Origin of the sequence: Klebsiella sp. LTGPAF-6F (assembly GCF_001753185.1) — a bacterium.
Classification (GTDB): domain Bacteria; phylum Pseudomonadota; class Gammaproteobacteria; order Enterobacterales; family Enterobacteriaceae; genus Klebsiella; species Klebsiella michiganensis.
This window is the reverse complement of sequence record NZ_CP017450.1, coordinates 5,016,584-5,031,951: the sequence shown is the minus strand read 5'-3', so window position 1 is coordinate 5,031,951 and position 15,368 is coordinate 5,016,584. Positions and strand designations below refer to the sequence as shown.

Here is a 15,368-nt window from a genome sequence, read left to right as displayed (position 1 = left end):
CATACGGGCGAATGGAGAAGCGAAAAAGCGGAGAAAGAGTGCGGCCCGGGCGGGGAGAAATAGCCCGGGGGCGTAAGCCGCCCGGGAGAAGAGCAGAAGAGAACTCAGGAACAGATTTCGTAGCAGGGGATGTAAGCGGTGCCGCCCGGCAGCTTCATACGATGCTGCGCCACAAAGCCCTGCAGCAGATCGTCCATGCGGCGCATCATTGCCGGGTCGCCGTGAATCTTATACGGGCCGAATTTCTCGATAGCCTGGATACCCACCTCTTTAACGTTACCGGCGACGATACCGGAGAAGGCGCGGCGGAGATCCGCTGCCAGCACTTCCACCGGCTGGTCCGGATAGAGCTTAAGATTGGCCATATTCTCATGGGTCGGATCGAATGGCATCTGCAGGTCCGGCGCAATGCGCATCGACCAGTTGAAGCTGTAGGCGTCGCCGGTCTCGCGGCGATTCTCTTTCACCATCGGCATCGCTTTTTTCATCTGCCGGGCCACTTCCGCGGCGTCGTCAACGATAATGCGATAGTGACGACGGGCGGCTTCACCCAGCGTATGGACGATAAACTCATCCAGCACGCGGAAATAATCGGCGCTCTCTTTTGGCCCGGTGAGAATCAGCGGCAGAACCTGCGACTTGTTCGACGGGTGCATCAAAATGCCCAGCAGATAGAGCAGCTCTTCCGCCGTGCCCACGCCGCCCGGGAAGATGATGATGCCGTGGGCGATGCGCACGAATGCCTCCAGGCGTTTTTCGATATCCGGCATGATGATCAGTTCGTTCACCAGCGGGTTCGGCGGCTCGGCGGCGATAATCGACGGCTCGGTCATACCGATAAAGCGGCTGTCTCTGTAACGCTGCTGCGCGTGGCCGACGGCGGCGCCTTTCATCGGTGCTTCCATCGCGCCCGGTCCACAGCCGGTACAGATATTCAGTTCGCGCAGGCCCAGCTGGGTGCCGACGCGGCGGGCGTACAGATATTCGTTTTCGTTAATCGAGTGGCCGCCCCAGCAGACAATCATGTTTGGCGCTTCGCCGACGTGCAGGGCGCGGGCGTTACGCAAAATGGAGAATACCAGGTTGGTGATATGTACCGAGCTTTCAAGATCGAGATTCGGGAAGCGAACGGTATTGTGGATCTGGCCGTAGACGAACAGGATATCGCGCAGTACGGCAAACAGGTTGGCCTGCAGGGAACGGATAATACGCCCGTCAACGAAAGCGTCTTCCGGCGGGTTGATCAGTTCCAGCTTCACGCCGCGTTCGCGACGCAGCACGTTAATATCGAAGTTTTCAAAACGAGACAGAAGCTCCTTGCTGTTATCGGTCAGGCTCCCCGAGTTGAGCACAGCAAGCGAGCAGTTGCGAAAGAGTTGATACAGGTCACTGCTGGCGGTGCGTTTAAGCATATCCACTTCCAGCTGCGACAGCATATCCATTGAACCAAGCGGGCTAACATGTGTAATCAAGTGAACTCCTTACAGGACGATTATCGTCTTCCTGTGATTACAATAGCCCTGCTGATGGCGTTTTCACAACCTTGCGCGCGGGTTAACGCGCGCAAATTGTGAAAATGTTTACTATTGACGGGCGAGGCGACCGGTGGCCGGCACAAAATCGGTATTGCTGCGCCACGGGTTGATATCGAGACCGCCTCGTCGCGTGTAGCGCGCATAAACGGAAAGGGCTTCCGGCTGGCAGAAACGCTGAATGTCATTGAAGATGCGCTCTACGCACTGCTCGTGGAACTCGTTGTGGTGGCGGAATGACACCAGATAGCGCAGCAGCTTTTCGCGATCGATTTTCGCCCCGCGATACTGGATTTGCACCGACCCCCAGTCTGGCTGGTGGGTAATCAGGCAGTTGGACTTCAGCAGATGGCTGACCAGGGTCTCTTCGACCACTTTGCCGGCCGCGGCGTCCTGCAGGTAATCGGCGCTGAACTGGTAATTATCGATTTCAATATCCTGGTCGTCGATGCAGGTGCCGTGCAGATGAGCGACCGGCTGGCCTTCGAGCTCATCGAGGCGATACAGCGCTACCTTCACTTCTCCTTGCGCACAGGCGCTGAGATCGCGCGCCAGCGTCGCCTCGACCGCCTGCCAGTCGGCAAAGCGCGTCTGGTTGAAGCTGTTGAGATAGAGCTTAAAGCTTTTTGATTCCACCAGGTTTACGGTGGTATCGCTGAGCTCCACGTGGCCCACGGCGACCTGCGGCAGGCCTTTGGCGTTCAGCCAGGAGAGCTCATACAGCGTCCAGATATCGGCGCCGTGAAACGGCAGGTTATCGGCGTGCAGATCCAGCGGGTCGCGGTTCAGGCTGCGCGGGACGCCCTGAAGCAGGCTGGCGTCGTAGGTATCGCGGTAATCGGTTGATTTTCCGAGCGTCAGGCCGGCCAGCGCCTGATGATTATCGTAAGAAGACATGTTTCACCATAGTTAAAGCGGTTACACTATATGCCAAGTGTATCCTGTCTAACGTGAAGAGAGAAACCGGTGGACCAGCAAACCGCAGAAGCGCTACAAGCATTTACCCAACGTTATTGTGAGGCGTGGCAGCAGCAGCGCTCCAGCCTGCCGCGCAGCGAAGAGCTTTACGGTATCCCGTCGCCGTGCGTCAACGGCACGGATGATGACGGCGTTTTCTGGCAGCCGCAGCCGTTTTCATTAGCACAAAATATTGACGCGGTTGAACGGGCGCTGGAGATTGTGGTACAACAACCGCTTCATGCTTATTATACCACTCAGTTTGCCGGCGATATGCAGGCGCGTTTTGCCGATGAAACTGCCGATGAAACCATGACGCTGCTGCAAACCTGGAGCCCGGATGATTTCCAGCGGGTGCAGGAGAATCTGATTGGTCATCTGCTGGTGCAAAAGCGTTTGAAGCTGTCGCCCACGCTGTTTATCGCCACGCTGGACAGCGAACTGGAGGTCATTTCGGTCTGTAATATGAGCGGTGAAGTGATCAAAGAGACCCTCGGCACCCGAAAACGGACGACCCTTTCTCCCTCGCTTGCGAGTTTCCTTAATTCCCTTAAGCCAGTTCTGTAATCCACAGTACCCAAACTTTTGTGAGAGATCTCTTACAAGACCTGTAAGAGATCGTCATCATTTAAGCCGATCCTTCAGGGGGCGTATTTTAAGAAATATAATATTTTTCAAGTGATTAATGATTTTCTCATTAAGGATACTGACGATTAATCTTAAGATATTGTCTTAACAAGGGTTGTAAGACAGGGCGGAATCAGGGATTCTATACACATCGACAGGGAGTTGATAAACGAAGTGAACATCAGGATGATGACGCTTCTGCAGGACCCGCCAGGATGGCGTTGCAAGGACAGGCATCAGGATGAAGCACAGGATAACGCAGGATTGCGTAAAAGGACACCTCCAGGAAGGAGAACGAGAGCCGAGCGGGACGTTCGGTGGATCAGGAAGATCAGGACAGACTTAAGGATGAGTTATTTCGCATCGGGGTGGTGTGAAAGCAGGATGCAACTGTTTATGGATGAACATGGTCAGGAGACCTCAGGAAAAGTTTTCAAGGACGAGCAGGGAGCACCAATGTAGCTGGATTGCTGCAAAACGAACCGGGAGCACTGTTTTATACAGTGCTCCCTTTTTTTATTTCTCGTCTGAATTTGCTATTCTGCGCCGGTTTTTAACTCACCGAGGTTTCCCATGACTCTTGACCATCGCGTGCGCGAGCGCCTGCTCGCCATTGAAGCGCTGCTGCGCGAAACGGAACTCTGGCAGGATAGTGCCCCCGATAGCCGCGCGTTTGCCAGCGAACAGCCGTTTTGCCTCGACACCATGGAGCCGCTTGAATGGCTGCAGTGGGTATTGATTCCGCGTATGCACCAGCTTCTGGAAAGCGGAACGCCGCTGCCGCAGAACTTCGCCGTTGCGCCCTATTATGAGATGGCTCTGGATAATGCTCACCCCGTGCGCGAGCGGGTGCTGGCCGAACTGGTCCTGCTGGATGCGCTGTTTGCCGGCGGCGAAGCCTGATGCTGGAGATTTTATATCAGGACCAGTGGCTGGTCGCGGTGAACAAGCCATCGGGCTGGCTGGTGCACCGCAGCTGGCTGGATCGTGATGAAAAAGTGGTGGTGATGCAGACCGTGCGCGACCAGATAGGCCAGCACGTGTTCACCGCCCATCGCCTCGACAGGCCGACGTCCGGCGTGCTGCTGATGGGGCTGTCGAGCGAAGCGGGAAGATTGCTGTCGCAGCAGTTCGAGCAGCATCAAATGCAGAAACGCTATCATGCGATCGCTCGCGGCTGGCTGAACGACGAAGCGGTGCTTGATTACCCGCTGGTTGAGGAACTGGATAAAATCGCCGATAAGTTTGCCCGCGAAAATAAAGACCCGCAGCCGGCGGTGACGCATTATCGCGGCCTGGCGACGGTAGAGATGCCGGTGGCGACCGGCCGTTACCCCACGACCCGCTATAGCCTGGTGGAGCTGGAACCGAAAACCGGACGTAAACACCAGCTACGTCGCCATCTTGCCCATCTTCGCCATCCGATTATCGGCGATAGCAAACACGGCGATTTGCGGCAGAATCGCAGCGCGGCGGCGCACTTTGGCTGCGATCGGCTGATGCTGCACGCCAGCCAGCTCTCGTTAACGCATCCCTTTACCGGCGAACCGTTGGTTATTCGCGCCGGTCTTGACGACGTCTGGATGCGCGCGCTGTCGCAGTTTGGCTGGCGCGGCCTTCTCCCGCTAAATGAAAGGGTTGAGTTTGCCGACGACTGCGGTCAGGATGAAGAGATACAGGTCAATTCAGGGAGATAGTCATGGCAGAAGTCGGAATTTTTGTCGGCACGATGTATGGAAATTCGCTCCTGGTCGCCGAAGAGGCGCAGGCTATTTTGAGCGGGCTGGGGCATCAGGCGAAAGTCTTTGAGGATCCCGAGGTCAAAGACTGGGAGTCGTATAGCGGTAGATATGTGCTGGTGGTGACATCGACCACCGGACAGGGCGATTTACCGGACAGTATCGTGCCCTTGTACGAAGGCATCAAAGATATGTATCAGCCGCATTTACGCTATGGGATTATCGCCCTGGGCGATAGCACCTACGCTAACTTCTGCGGCGGCGGCCTAAAGTTTGATGCGTTATTGCAAGAACAGGGCGGCACGCGCGTTGGCGAGATGCTGATGATTGACGCCAGCGAAGATCCGGAACCCGAAAGCGTCTCTAACCCATGGGTAACGCAGTGGGCGTCGCTGCTCGATTAAAAAGTTTCGCCCTCTCCCTACACTAGAGGGCGCTCCTTTTTTACTGATGTTCAATGCCAGAGCCAGATTAACGGTCAAAAAGATCGTACCAATTCTCCACGTGGCTGGCTTCGGGCATTTGCCTTAAAACCTGTATAATGCCAGGGCCTTTACCGGGCTATTTCACGGGGTCAAGAGAGTTGATTCACACTCCTGCCTTTTGCACCGCCGTTTCCGCCTCTGAACGCGCGCGGTTTTTCATTTCCGTGAACCATCCCCCATCTCATTAGGCATACGCCATAAATCACATTTACTCAGCCGGTGAAAGCTGTGTATTTGCACGGTGAGCCCGCTAGCCCCTCTTTTTATACTTTCCCTGCCAGTTCCCAATGCAGTGCCAGATATAACGAAAACAATGAAAAACACTAACACGTCATTCTGAGTACCCTACAGGTTGTGCTGTTCAGAATGAACGTAGCTAACGCTATGATTCAGGAGTGCAACAATGAGTTCATTAAGTCAGGCGGCGAGCGGCGCTGAAAAGCGCACCAATGCTCGCTACTGGATAGTGGTGATGCTGTTTATCGTCACATCCTTCAACTACGGCGACCGCGCCACCTTATCCATTGCCGGATCGGAGATGGCCAAAGATATTGGTCTTGACGCCGTTGGCATGGGGTATGTTTTCTCCGCGTTTTCATGGGCCTATGTGATCGGCCAAATCCCGGGCGGTTGGCTGCTTGACCGCTTCGGTTCAAAACGCGTCTACTTCTGGTCCATTTTTATCTGGTCCATGTTTACCCTGCTGCAGGGCTTCGTCGATATCTTCAGCGGCTTCGGCATTATCGTCGCGCTGTTTACCCTGCGTTTCCTTGTCGGCCTGGCCGAAGCGCCATCTTTCCCCGGAAACAGCCGTATCGTCGCGGCGTGGTTCCCGGCGCAGGAGAGGGGCACCGCGGTGGCTATCTTTAACTCCGCGCAATACTTTGCCACCGTTATTTTTGCGCCAATCATGGGTTGGCTGACCCATGAGGTGGGCTGGTCGCACGTGTTCTTCTTTATGGGCGGCCTCGGGATTATCATCAGTTTTGTCTGGCTGAAGGTCATTCATGAACCCAACCAGCATCCGGGCGTGAACCAAAAAGAGCTGGATTACATCGCCGCAGGCGGCGCGCTGATCAATATGGATCAGGCGGCGGCCAAAGCCAAGGTGCCATTTAGCGTAAAATGGGGGCAAATTAAGCAGCTGCTGGGCTCCCGCATGATGATTGGCGTCTATATCGGACAGTACTGCATTAACGCTTTAACCTATTTCTTTATCACCTGGTTCCCGGTTTATCTGGTGCAGGCGCGCGGCATGTCCATTCTGAAAGCCGGTTTTGTCGCTTCGGTGCCGGCTATCTGCGGCTTCGCGGGCGGCGTGCTCGGCGGGATTATTTCCGACTGGCTGATGCGTCGTACCGGCTCGCTGAACATCGCGCGTAAAACGCCGATCGTGATGGGGATGCTGCTGTCGATGGTGATGGTGTTCTGTAACTACGTCAACGTGGAGTGGATGATCATCGGCTTTATGGCGCTGGCCTTCTTCGGTAAAGGCATCGGCGCGCTGGGCTGGGCGGTCATGGCGGATACGGCACCGAAAGAGATCAGCGGGCTGAGCGGCGGTCTGTTCAACATGTTCGGCAATATCTCCGGCATCGTGACGCCGATTGCGATTGGCTACATCGTTGGCACCACCGGTTCGTTTAACGGCGCGCTGATTTATGTGGGCGTCCATGCGCTGGTGGCGGTGCTGAGCTATCTGGTTCTGGTCGGCGATATTAAGCGTATTGAACTGAAACCTGTGGCAGGACGATCATCATGACAACGCAATCGAGCCCCGTTATCACGGACATGAAGGTTATCCCGGTGGCCGGGCAGGACAGTATGCTGCTCAATATCGGCGGTGCCCATAACGCGTACTTTACCCGTAATATCGTGGTGCTGACCGACAGCGCCGGCAATACCGGCGTCGGCGAAGCGCCCGGCGGCGAGGTGATTTATCAGACGCTGGTGGAGGCGATCCCGATGGTTTTGGGGCAGGAAATCGCCCGCCTGAATAAAGTGGTTCAGCAGGTGCATAAAGGCAACCAGGCCGCGGATTTCGACACCTTTGGTAAAGGCGCCTGGACGTTCGAACTGCGGGTGAACGCGGTGGCGGCGCTGGAGGCTGCGCTGCTGGATCTGTTGGGCAAGGCGCTCAACGTGCCGGTTTGCGAACTGCTGGGGCCGGGCAAGCAGCGCGATGCGGTGACCGTGCTGGGCTACCTGTTCTACGTGGGCGATCGTACGAAGACCGATCTGCCCTATCTGGAAAGCACGCCGGGCAGCCACGCGTGGTATCGCCTGCGTCATCAGGAAGCGCTGAACAGCGAGGCGGTGGTGCGGCTGGCGGAAGCCGCGCAGGATCGCTACGGCTTTAAAGATTTCAAACTCAAGGGCGGCGTGCTGCCCGGCGAGCAGGAGATCGAAACCGCCCGCGCGCTGAAGAAGCGTTTCCCGGATGCGCGCATTACGGTCGACCCAAACGGCGCCTGGCTGCTGGATGAAGCCATCGCCCTGTGCAAAGGGCTGAACGATGTGCTGACCTACGCCGAAGACCCCTGCGGCGCCGAGCAGGGCTTTTCCGGCCGCGAAGTGATGGCGGAATTCCGCCGCGCCACCGGTTTGCCGGTGGCTACTAACATGATCGCCACCAACTGGCGCGAAATGGGCCATGCGGTGATGCTGAACGCCGTGGATATTCCGCTGGCCGATCCGCACTTCTGGACCCTGTCCGGCGCGGTGCGCGTGGCGCAGCTGTGCGATGACTGGGGCCTGACCTGGGGCTGCCATTCCAATAACCACTTTGATATTTCACTGGCCATGTTCACCCACGTCGGCGCGGCGGCGCCGGGTAACCCCACGGCCATTGATACCCACTGGATTTGGCAGGAGGGAGATTGCCGTCTGACCAAAAATCCGCTGGAGATTAAGCACGGAAAAATTGCTGTTCCGGACGCGCCAGGACTTGGCGTTGAGCTGGACTGGGAGCAGGTACAGAAAGCGCATGAGGCGTATAAAAAGCTGCCCGGCGGCGCGCGTAATGACGCAGGCCCAATGCAGTACCTGATCCCCGGATGGACTTTTGACCGTAAACGCCCCGTTTTCGGCCGTCACTGATTTGAATAAGGACTAAATTATGAGCGCACAATTTTCGACCCCCGTTGTTTCTTCTATGCAGGTCATTCCGGTCGCGGGCCACGACAGCATGCTGATGAACCTGAGCGGCGCGCACGCCCCGTTCTTCACGCGCAATATTGTGGTGATCAAAGATAATTCCGGCCATACCGGCGTCGGTGAAATCCCCGGCGGAGAGAAAATCCGCACCACCCTGGAGGACGCGATCCCGCTGGTGGTCGGTAAGACGCTGGGTGAATATAAAAACGTGCTGACCGCCGTGCGCAATACTTTCGCCGACCGCGACGCCGGTGGACGCGGTTTGCAGACCTTCGATCTGCGTACCACAATTCACGTAGTGACCGGGATCGAAGCGGCGATGCTTGACCTGCTGGGCCAGCATCTGGGCGTGAACGTGGCGTCTCTGCTGGGCGATGGCCAACAGCGCAGCGAAGTGGAAATGCTCGGCTACCTGTTCTTCGTCGGCAACCGTAAAGCCACGCCGCTGCCGTATCAGAGCCAGCCCGATGACAAATGCGACTGGTATCGCCTGCGTCATGATGAAGCGATGACCCCGGATGCGGTGGTGCGCCTGGCGGAAGCGGCGTATGAGAAATATGGCTTTAATGACTTTAAACTGAAAGGCGGCGTACTGGCCGGGGAAGAGGAAGCGGAGTCCATCGTTGCGCTGGCGAAGCGCTTCCCGCAGGCGCGCGTGACCCTCGATCCGAACGGCGCGTGGTCGCTGGATGAAGCGATCAAAATTGGCAAATACCTGAAAGGCTCTCTGGCCTATGCGGAAGATCCGTGCGGCGCAGAACAGGGCTTCTCCGGACGCGAAGTGATGGCGGAGTTCCGCCGCGCCACCGGCCTGCCGACGGCGACCAATATGATCGCGACCGACTGGCGTCAGATGGGCCACACGCTGTCGCTGCAGTCCGTCGATATCCCGCTGGCGGATCCGCACTTCTGGACCATGCAGGGTTCCGTCCGCGTGGCGCAGATGTGCCACGAGTTTGGCCTGACCTGGGGCTCGCACTCTAACAACCACTTTGATATCTCGTTGGCGATGTTTACCCACGTGGCGGCGGCAGCGCCGGGTAAAATTACCGCCATCGACACCCACTGGATCTGGCAGGAGGGTAACCAGCGTCTGACCAAAGAGCCCTTTGAAATTAAAGGCGGGATGGTACAGGTACCGGCGAAACCGGGTCTGGGCGTGGAGCTCGATATGGATCGGGTGATGAAAGCTCATGAGCTGTACCAGAAACACGGCCTGGGCGCGCGCGATGACGCGATGGGCATGCAGTATTTGATCCCGAACTGGACGTTTGATAACAAGCGTCCGTCCATGGTGCGCTAAAGAAATACCGGTCCCTTCGGGGACCGGTTTCCTGCACGGCGTCGGGTAATCGTTCATTTTAAGGACAGCATATGAAGATAGTGATCGCACCGGATTCATACAAGGAGAGCCTGAGTGCGCTGGATGTCGCAACCGCGATAGAACAAGGTTTTCGGGAAATTTACGCCGATGCGGAGTACGTTAAGCTGCCGGTTGCCGACGGTGGCGAAGGAACCGTTGAAGCCATGGTTGCCGCGACCCAGGGATGCCGGATTGCGGTCACCGTCACCGGTCCGCTCGGTGAACCCGTGGAGGCCTTCTATGGCCTGTCGGGCGACAGGCAGTGTGCGTTTATTGAAATGGCGGCGGCAAGCGGCCTGGAGAGCGTACCGCCGGCGCGGCGAAATCCTTTGCTGACCACTTCATGGGGGACCGGCGAGCTGATTCGCCATGCGCTGGATGCCGGAGTGAGGCAAATTATTATCGGCATCGGCGGTAGCGCGACGAACGACGGCGGCGCCGGGATGGTGCAGGCGCTGGGGGCGAAACTGCTGACCAAAGATAACCAGCAGATTGCCGCCGGCGGACGCGCGCTGGAGAGCCTCGCGCGCATCGACGTTAGCGAACTTGATAAACGCCTGGCCGGCTGTCGTATTGACGTCGCTTGCGATGTTACCAACCCGCTGACGGGACCACAGGGTGCGACGGCGGTATTTGGGCCGCAGAAAGGGGCGACGGCGGAGATGATCCCCTGCCTTGACAACGCGCTGGCCCATTTTGCCGATATTATCCATCGCGATTTAGAACTTGATGTGCTGCATCTTGAAGGCGGCGGCGCGGCGGGGGGAATGGGCGCGGGCCTGTACGCCTTTTGCGGCGCAAAGCTGCGGCCGGGCATTGAGATTGTGACCGATGCGCTCCATCTTGCCGATATCGTGGCGGATGCGGACCTGGTGATCACCGGCGAAGGGCGCATCGATAGCCAGACGGTTCACGGCAAAGTGCCGGTTGGCGTGGCGAGGGTGGCAAAACGCTACAACCTGCCGGTCATCGGCATTGCCGGGAGCCTGACGGCTGACGTCGGCGTCGTGCATCAGCACGGCCTGGATGCGGTATTCAGCGTGATTTATTCCGTTTGCACCCTGGAGCAAGCACTGGAAAATGCCGCCGAAAACGTGCGTATGACGGCGAGAAACGTCGCCGCCGTGCTGAAAATGGGCCGGCTATTATAGGTTTTTCCCCGGTCGCGAAGCGCAGACCGGGGCTCGCGTTTTACATCCTCTAAATCCCCAACAGCTTACAGGCTTCGCGCGCGACGTTGTCCATTTCATCCAGCAGCTCCAGAAACTCCGGCTCCATCTCTTCGGCGGCGGTGCCCGCGCGTAGCTGGCTCTCAAGGGTGTGACACAGCTTTTTCAGCCGCGGTACGCCGCTATAGCTACAGCTGCCGTGAAGCTTATGAATGAGATCCAGCAGGCCTTCCGGCTGCTCTCCCACCAGCTGTTCTTCTACCTTGTTACGCACCTCCGGCATAAAGGCGAGCAGCATCTGCAGCATTTCCCGCGCCAGATCCGGTTTCATCGCCGCCTGGCGCAGCGCCAGCTGCCAGTCGAGGGTGATGTCATGGTTAACGGGCGGCTCAACAGGCTCCGCGGCGACCTGCGGCGGTAGCGTCTTTCCCGGCTTGTAGCGCAGCAGCAGGCTGTAGAGCTTATCCTCCTCAATGGGTTTCGCCAGATAGTCGTTCATCCCCGCGCTGAGTAATTTCTCTCGCTGCCCTTCCAGGGCGTGGGCGGTCACGGCGATCACCGGCGTTTGCTGCTGATGAGGGAGCTGGTGAATCAGTTCGCAGGCGCGGATCCCATCCATCTCCGGCATCTGAATATCCATCAGAATCAGATCCTGCTGCGTTTCTCTGGCCCGCTCGACGGCGTGCTGGCCGCTGTCGCAGAGGATAACGTGCTGGACTAAATCCTCCAGCAGGGCGCCGATAAGCTTGAGATTCGCCGGATTGTCATCAACGGCCATGACCGTCATCGGAAGCTTCTTACTATCGGAACGCGGTGGCAGAACCGTTGGCTGCGTCTGGCAGGAGGCCGTCAGCGCCGGCAGTAAGCGCGTTGAGGTCAATGGCTTAAGCAAACAGGCGGCAATGCCGTCCTGCCGCAGCGTTTCGGCGCTGACCTGGGCGTGGCACGGCAGGGCCAGCACCAGATGATCGGCAAGCTTGCTGGCTCTTTCCAGCTTATCGCGATGCTGGCTCAGGTCACGTATTGATACGGGAATGCCGGCCAGCAGGATATCGTAGTGAGCATCCGGTAGGGCGGTCATCGTCGGACTGTAAACCACCTCCAGCGGCGTTGTCGCCAGTAGCTCCATCGTACACTGCGCCGCCGCCGCGTTGGCCTCGATATAGGCCAGCTTTTTACCCGCCAGGCACTGGGTTGGCACGCTGTCGGGAACCGCGTTGGGGTTGAGATCAAGGCTGATATGGAACCAGAACGTCGAGCCGCGATTAGGTTGGCTATGGAAGGAGATATCGCCGCCCATCTCTTTCACCAGCCGCTGGGTGATGACCAGCCCAAGTCCGGTTCCGCCGTGGCGACGGGAGATGCTGGCGTCGGCCTGGCGGAACGCCTGGAACAGACGCGACTGATCGCGTTCAGGAATCCCGATACCGGTATCGTGGATCTGGACTTCAATTTGTACCCTTGAGTTGCTGATGGCGCGCTGTTCCACCAGCACGTCGATATTGCCGTGTTCGGTAAACTTAATGGCGTTGCCCATCAGGTTGGTAATAATTTGCTGCAGGCGCAGCGGGTCGCCAATGACGTTATCCGGCACATCGTTTTTGATATTCAGCGTCAGCTCCAGCCCCTTATCGTGCGCCGAGTGCGCCAGCAGCGTGACCACCTCGTCCAGCGAAGTGCGCAGCAGGAACGGAATACTCTCCAGAATAAGCTTCCCGGCTTCGAGCTTAGAGAAGTCCAGAACATCGTTAATGATGGCCAGCAGATTATTCGCGGAACGCTCAATGGTCGTCAGGTGATCGCGCTGGGTGGTGTTTAAGTCGGTCTTCAGCGTCAGGCGGGTAAAGCCAATGACGCCGTTGAGCGGGGTGCGCAGTTCATGAGACATATTGGCGAGGAATTCGGATTTGATTCGCGCCGCTTCCTGCGCGCGTTTTTTCGCCAGGTCCAGCTCGACGTTCTGGATTTCCATCTGTTCAAGCGTTTCCCGCAGATCCGATGTCGCCTGATCGACGTTATGCTGCATCTCTTCGTGGTAGGCCGCCAGCGACATGGCCATGGAGTTGATACCGTTTTTCAGCATATCCAGCTCGCCGAGCATAAAGCCTTCGACGCGGCTATCAAGCTGGCCCCGGCGGATGCGGTCAACGGTATTCACCATATTGCGGATCGGCCCGGTCACGTCGCGCATCAGCCGCCAGCCGAAGATCAGCGCAATACCGATACAGAACAGCATCATCACGCTGGAGATAAAGATCTCTTTGTACTGCTGTAGCCGCACCGATTTGAGATCCATCTCAAGCGCCACGTAGCCCAGCATATTGTCCGGCATCTTGGCATCGCTTCCCGGCGATTCATCCGGTGAATAGCTTTCCGAGATAATAGGGGTACGCAAAATCATCAAATCGCCGTGGCGCACCACGCTCAGGCGGCGGGGAAAGGGTTCCCCTTTTGGCAGCTGAAGTTCGCCGGGATCGAGCTGAAAGTTAGAGGTGACAAACAGCCTGTTGTGCGAGTCGTAGATGGAAATGGCGCGCACAATATCGGAGTGGCGGCGGTGCAGCACGCTGATGAGCTGCCCGATTGACTCGCGGTTTTGCAAATTCATGCCATATTCACTGGAGACCGCCAGCGGTTCGATAATACTGGCGCCGGCATCCTCCAGCTGGCGCTGTAGGTCGTTATAGCGGTGTGCGACGAAGAAAATACTGAGCAGCAGACCGATCAGAACGGTAGGCGCCAGAATAAGAATCATCATGCGGGCACGAAGGCTGTAGTTGGTCATGCGGTTCCATTATGGGAGAATATACACATCATCTTTCAGGAGGCTGGTGCGTTGTTACTCTGGCTCATCCTGACCGAACTCTTATTCAGAGTCAGTATATTTAATTGAGACAAATCTCTACGATGGCGCAATTCTACTCTGCAAAACGGCGTGTGACGACGCGCCAGATCATAACCGTTACAGTAAATGACCTTGACCCCTTCGGCCAGGGCGTTGCGCGTCATCAGGGTAAGGCGCTGTTTATCAGCGGTTTATTGCCACAGGAGCAGGCTGACGTTGTTGTGGTCGAAGATAAAAAACAGTACGCCCGCGCCCAGGTTAAACGCCGTCTTAGCGATAGCCCGCAGCGGCAGGCGCCGCGCTGCCCGCATTTTGGCATCTGCGGCGGGTGCCAGCAGCAGCACGCCAGCATTGAGCTGCAGCAGCAGAGCAAACGCGCCGCGCTCGCGAGGCTGATGAAGCGCGACGTTGATGACATTATAGCCGCTTCGCCGTGGGGCTATCGCCGCCGGGCGCGTCTGAGCTTGAATTATCAGCCAAAGTCCCAACAATTACAGATGGGCTTCCGCAAGGCTAACGCCAGCGAGATCGTCGATGTGGTGCAGTGCCCCGTTTTGGTGCCCACTCTTGGTGCGCTATTGCCCGCGGTACGTGAATGTCTTAGCGAATTGAAATCGGTGCGTCAGCTTGGCCACGTTGAGCTGGTGCAGGCGGATAACGGCCCGCTGATGGTATTGCGCCATACGGCGGCGCTTCCCGCGGCAGATAAAGAAAAGCTGGAACGTTTTTCGCAATCTCACGGTCTTTCCCTGTACCTCGCCCCGCAAAGCGAGATACTGGAACATATTCGCGGGGAAGCCCCCTGGTATACCTCGGACGGTCTACGCTTAGTGTTCAGTCCGCGCGATTTTATCCAGGTGAACGATGGCGTAAACCAGCTGATGGTGCGCACGGCGCTGGAATGGCTGGATATCCAGCCTCAGGATCGCGTGCTGGACCTCTTTTGCGGCATGGGCAACTTTACCCTGCCGCTGGCGAAGCGTGCGGCGCAGGTGGTTGGCGTTGAAGGGGTTCCCGCGCTGGTGGCGAAGGGCCAGGAGAACGCGGCGTTGAACGGGTTGCATAATGTGACTTTCTTCCATGAGAACCTGGAAGAGGACGTCACCCGCCAGGCGTGGGCGAAGCACGGTTTTGATAAGGTCTTGCTCGACCCGGCGCGCGCCGGCGCGGCGGGCGTTATGTTACATATTATAAAATTAGCGCCGCGTCGGGTGGTGTATGTTTCATGTAACCCGGCGACCCTGGCGCGCGATAGCGACGTTTTATTGCAGGCGGGATATACCATTCAACGCCTGGCGATGCTCGATATGTTCCCGCATACCGGACATCTGGAATCAATGGTGTTGTTTGAGCACAAGAATCATTCAAATCGCAGTGAAGCGGCATCCTCAGAAGCAGGTGACTGAGATAAAAGACGAACGCCAGCGTTGGCGCGGTTTGAAGGATGAAGTGTAAAAGTTGAGGCTTGCCGACTTCGGCAGGCGGTCCCTTAAGG

Annotated in this window: 12 protein-coding genes; 9 read left to right on the top strand and 3 right to left on the bottom strand. The window is 57.3% G+C overall.

The window, feature by feature from the left end:
* Window positions 1-104 precede the first annotated feature (104 nt).
* Both ppnN and queF read right to left on the bottom strand, forming a co-directional pair.
* Complete coding sequence (gene ppnN / locus BJF97_RS23480) at window positions 105-1,472, bottom strand: nucleotide 5'-monophosphate nucleosidase PpnN (protein ID WP_004853652.1); 1,368 nt, start codon at window positions 1,470-1,472, stop codon at window positions 105-107.
* A 111-nt stretch (window positions 1,473-1,583) separates the two neighbouring features.
* Window positions 1,584-2,429 carry an NADPH-dependent 7-cyano-7-deazaguanine reductase QueF gene (gene queF, locus BJF97_RS23475; RefSeq protein WP_004853651.1) on the bottom strand — a complete coding sequence of 282 codons (846 nt, stop codon included), beginning with the start codon at window positions 2,427-2,429 and terminating at the stop codon, window positions 1,584-1,586.
* 69 nt (window positions 2,430-2,498) lie between these two features.
* Here queF and syd point away from each other — a divergent pair, with 69 nt between their 5' ends.
* The 8 genes from syd to BJF97_RS23430 all read left to right on the top strand — a co-directional run bounded on the left by syd (window position 2,499) and on the right by BJF97_RS23430 (window position 11,010).
* Window positions 2,499-3,056: a SecY-interacting protein gene (gene syd / locus BJF97_RS23470; RefSeq protein ID WP_014226606.1), complete on the top strand. Its 558-nt coding sequence runs from the start codon at window positions 2,499-2,501 to the stop codon at window positions 3,054-3,056.
* Window positions 3,057-3,689: 633 nt separating this feature from the next.
* A complete protein-coding gene (locus tag BJF97_RS23460) occupies window positions 3,690-4,019 on the top strand; it encodes a YqcC family protein (RefSeq protein ID WP_032694676.1) in 330 nt (109 codons plus the stop codon).
* The gene (gene truC / locus BJF97_RS23455; protein ID WP_014226603.1) at window positions 4,019-4,813 is read left to right on the top strand and encodes a tRNA pseudouridine(65) synthase TruC; all 795 of its coding nucleotides are present in this window, start codon (window positions 4,019-4,021) and stop codon (window positions 4,811-4,813) included. Before BJF97_RS23460 ends, truC begins: the two co-directional genes overlap by 1 nt.
* Window positions 4,814-4,815: 2 nt before the next feature.
* Window positions 4,816-5,259 (top strand): flavodoxin, encoded by a 444-nt coding sequence (locus BJF97_RS23450; RefSeq protein ID WP_014226602.1) that lies wholly within the window; start codon window positions 4,816-4,818, stop codon window positions 5,257-5,259.
* Window positions 5,260-5,743: 484 nt separating this feature from the next.
* The gene (gene gudP / locus BJF97_RS23445; RefSeq protein ID WP_032694675.1) at window positions 5,744-7,102 is read left to right on the top strand and encodes a galactarate/glucarate/glycerate transporter GudP; all 1,359 of its coding nucleotides are present in this window, start codon (window positions 5,744-5,746) and stop codon (window positions 7,100-7,102) included.
* A complete protein-coding gene (locus BJF97_RS23440) occupies window positions 7,099-8,439 on the top strand; it encodes an enolase C-terminal domain-like protein (RefSeq protein ID WP_014226601.1) in 1,341 nt (446 codons plus the stop codon). Before gudP ends, BJF97_RS23440 begins: the two co-directional genes overlap by 4 nt.
* A gap of 19 nt (window positions 8,440-8,458) precedes the next feature.
* Window positions 8,459-9,799, top strand: coding sequence for a glucarate dehydratase (gene gudD, locus BJF97_RS23435; RefSeq protein WP_032694674.1), 1,341 nt, complete (start codon window positions 8,459-8,461; stop codon window positions 9,797-9,799).
* 71 nt (window positions 9,800-9,870) lie between these two features.
* Window positions 9,871-11,010, top strand: coding sequence for a glycerate kinase (locus BJF97_RS23430; protein WP_014226599.1), 1,140 nt, complete (start codon window positions 9,871-9,873; stop codon window positions 11,008-11,010).
* 49 nt (window positions 11,011-11,059) lie between these two features.
* Here the strand turns inward: BJF97_RS23430 and barA are convergent, their stop codons facing one another.
* On the bottom strand, window positions 11,060-13,813 hold the full coding sequence (gene barA / locus BJF97_RS23425) for a two-component sensor histidine kinase BarA (RefSeq protein WP_014226598.1): 2,754 nt from the start codon (window positions 13,811-13,813) through the stop codon (window positions 11,060-11,062).
* A 122-nt stretch (window positions 13,814-13,935) separates the two neighbouring features.
* Here barA and rlmD point away from each other — a divergent pair, with 122 nt between their 5' ends.
* Window positions 13,936-15,279 (top strand): 23S rRNA (uracil(1939)-C(5))-methyltransferase RlmD, encoded by a 1,344-nt coding sequence (gene rlmD / locus BJF97_RS23420; protein WP_014226597.1) that lies wholly within the window; start codon window positions 13,936-13,938, stop codon window positions 15,277-15,279.
* Window positions 15,280-15,368 lie beyond the last annotated feature (89 nt).

Bases quoted from the DNA above. Each gene is read 5' to 3' on its own strand.
- gudP (WP_032694675.1), top strand. From the start codon at position 5,744: ATGAGTTCATTAAGTCAGGCGGCGAGCGGCGCTGAAAAGCGCACCAAT.
- BJF97_RS23430 (WP_014226599.1), top strand. From the start codon at position 9,871: ATGAAGATAGTGATCGCACCGGATTCATACAAGGAGAGCCTGAGTGCG.
- BJF97_RS23440 (WP_014226601.1), top strand. From the start codon at position 7,099: ATGACAACGCAATCGAGCCCCGTTATCACGGACATGAAGGTTATCCCG.
- BJF97_RS23450 (WP_014226602.1), top strand. From the start codon at position 4,816: ATGGCAGAAGTCGGAATTTTTGTCGGCACGATGTATGGAAATTCGCTC.
- gudD (WP_032694674.1), top strand. From the start codon at position 8,459: ATGAGCGCACAATTTTCGACCCCCGTTGTTTCTTCTATGCAGGTCATT.
- truC (WP_014226603.1), top strand. From the start codon at position 4,019: ATGCTGGAGATTTTATATCAGGACCAGTGGCTGGTCGCGGTGAACAAG.
- queF (WP_004853651.1), bottom strand. From the start codon at position 2,429: ATGTCTTCTTACGATAATCATCAGGCGCTGGCCGGCCTGACGCTCGGA.
- barA (WP_014226598.1), bottom strand. From the start codon at position 13,813: ATGACCAACTACAGCCTTCGTGCCCGCATGATGATTCTTATTCTGGCG.
- BJF97_RS23460 (WP_032694676.1), top strand. From the start codon at position 3,690: ATGACTCTTGACCATCGCGTGCGCGAGCGCCTGCTCGCCATTGAAGCG.
- rlmD (WP_014226597.1), top strand. From the start codon at position 13,936: ATGGCGCAATTCTACTCTGCAAAACGGCGTGTGACGACGCGCCAGATC.